Source organism: Armatimonas sp., from assembly GCF_043760365.1.
In the GTDB taxonomy this organism is placed as follows: domain Bacteria; phylum Armatimonadota; class Armatimonadia; order Armatimonadales; family Armatimonadaceae; genus Armatimonas.
The window spans coordinates 1-1,806 of sequence record NZ_JAYUPA010000384.1 but is presented as its reverse complement, the minus strand read 5'-3'; the positions used below and the strand labels follow the sequence as shown (position 1 = coordinate 1,806).

The following is a 1,806-nucleotide window of genomic DNA, read 5'->3' as shown; positions in this document are numbered from 1 at the left end:
CAAGCTGGCTGGCGAGGTAGAGATTACGTTCCAAATTGGACGCATCCACCACACTGATAATCACCTCCGGCCGTGCTGTGTCGGTACGATAGCCCAGAAGAATGTCGCGGGTAATCTGCTCATCGGGCGACTGAGGGGTCAGCGAGTAGAGGCCGGGCAGGTCTATCAGAGTGGCGGTAACCCCATCGGGGAGCGTCAGAAATCCCTCTTTGCGTTCCACCGTGATTCCCGGATAGTTCCCCACTTTCTGGCGCAACCCTGTGAGGGCGTTGAAGAGGGTGGTCTTTCCGCTATTGGGATTACCGACGAGCGCGACAATCTTGTTCACGAGCCGGTGACGGGGGGGGGGGCCGCCTCGACGCGGATGCCTTCGGCTTCTTCACGACGCAGAGAAAGCCGATACGAGCGGAGCTCGATCTCGATGGGGCCACCGAAAGCGGCCTTTCGTGCGACTTTCACTTCTGCACCGCTGGTGAAGCCAAGCTCCATCAGGCGGCAGCGATTCGCGCCGCTGACACTCAGGACGCGGCCACTGCGCCCTTGTTGCAGGCAGCAGAGACTGCACACTTCTTCGGTTGCCGGACAGGCTGTTTCTATAATTTTCTCTTCTTGCATGCGTCAAACGCCTCGGAGACTAGTACAATGTATCAGATAGTTGCGGGAGGAGCAATACCTCCGACTGAAAAAGTCGCCGATATTTTTTGTCGGGGAAATGCGGCTTTTTTAAGGTTAAGTGCAACCTGTGTGCCACTCACGTGTCCGAGGAAATGAACCACCTCGGGTAGGGAGGGGAGATGGATACGATTCAGGTGTTAAGAAGCACGAAAGCACAGACACTGGCTCCTGCCGTTACGGCGGGAGTGGGCGGGACACTACTACGGGCACCCGATCCGGATGCGGCCTTGGTTCGTCGGGTCGTTGCCGGTGAGCTGGTAGCATTCGAGCAGCTCTTCCGTAAGTACCAGACTCCGATTTTTAACATGATCACACGCATGGTACGTGGGGAGGAGGCCTACGATATTACGCAGGAAGTCTTTCTGCGGGCCTTCAAGTCCGTTAAGAGCTTCCGGGGGGACGCCAAGTTCTCCACATGGCTCTACACGATTGCTCGGCACACGTGTCTGAACCATCTGCGCCATAAAAATGTCCTGTCCGAAGGTTCGCTGGAAGAAGCACAAGACGATCATCCAGGCAACGAACCTGTGGATGAGACCATGAATGTCGCTCGCATTACTGAGGTGCGTGAGCTACAGCGCGTGGTGGACGAGGTCTTAGCAACACTGCCCACGGAACCGAGAATGCTTTTAATACTGAGAGATTTTGAACAGCTGAGCTACGATGAAATTTCCCAAGTGACGCAACTTTCAATTGTGAATGTGAAGTCTAAGATTCACCGGGCACGTCAAGTTTTCAAAAAGCGCTTTCAGCCTCACCTCGCACTACTCGACGGGGGGATCGGACGATGAACGACAGGGATATTATGAACAGCAAGCAACGGGATAATGAAACGCTCGCCGACTTCTTGGACGGCTCTCTTTCACCACAGAAGCTGAAGGAGGTGGAGCGATTGCTACAAGGGCACTCCTCTGTGGCCCGAGATGCACAGGAGTTGTCTGAGGTTCTTCAGCTACTCCATCGGCTCCCCCCGCGTGAGCCCGTTATTGATGTCTGGCCGGAGCTGGAGCCTAAACTGGTGCAGTTTCAGCTTGAAGAGCGCATGGGGATATTTGCGAGGTGGCGCTTTCGTTGCGCCCGGTTTCTCTCGAACTTCGCCTTCGGCGCGATCCTCTTCACGCAAGCCGTGGC

4 protein-coding genes are annotated in these 1,806 nt (G+C 55.6%); 2 read left to right on the top strand and 2 right to left on the bottom strand.

All coding sequences use genetic code 11. The annotated features are described in order from the left end of the window. Positions 1 to 328: FeoB small GTPase domain-containing protein (locus ACH2EH_RS09225; protein ID WP_395141002.1), on the bottom strand; the 328-nt coding region annotated here is incomplete at its 3' end. After that, positions 325 to 615 (bottom strand): FeoA family protein, encoded by a 291-nt coding sequence (locus ACH2EH_RS09220; protein ID WP_309695543.1) that lies wholly within the window; start codon positions 613 to 615, stop codon positions 325 to 327. The genes ACH2EH_RS09220 and ACH2EH_RS09225, both read right to left, overlap by 4 nt. A gap of 179 nt (positions 616 to 794) precedes the next feature. Between ACH2EH_RS09220 and ACH2EH_RS09215 the strand changes: the two genes are divergently transcribed. Beyond that, entirely contained in the window at positions 795 to 1,466 is a 672-nt protein-coding gene (locus ACH2EH_RS09215; RefSeq protein ID WP_395140999.1) for an RNA polymerase sigma factor, read from the top strand. A 14-nt stretch (positions 1,467 to 1,480) separates the two neighbouring features. After that, positions 1,481 to 1,806: anti-sigma factor family protein (locus ACH2EH_RS09210; protein ID WP_395140998.1), on the top strand; the 326-nt coding region annotated here is incomplete at its 3' end.

What these genes read in the sequence shown, in the direction of transcription:
- ACH2EH_RS09220 (WP_309695543.1), bottom strand. Translation starts at nt 615, where the DNA reads ATGCAAGAAGAGAAAATTATAGAAACAGCCTGTCCGGCAACCGAAGAA.
- ACH2EH_RS09215 (WP_395140999.1), top strand. Translation starts at nt 795, where the DNA reads ATGGATACGATTCAGGTGTTAAGAAGCACGAAAGCACAGACACTGGCT.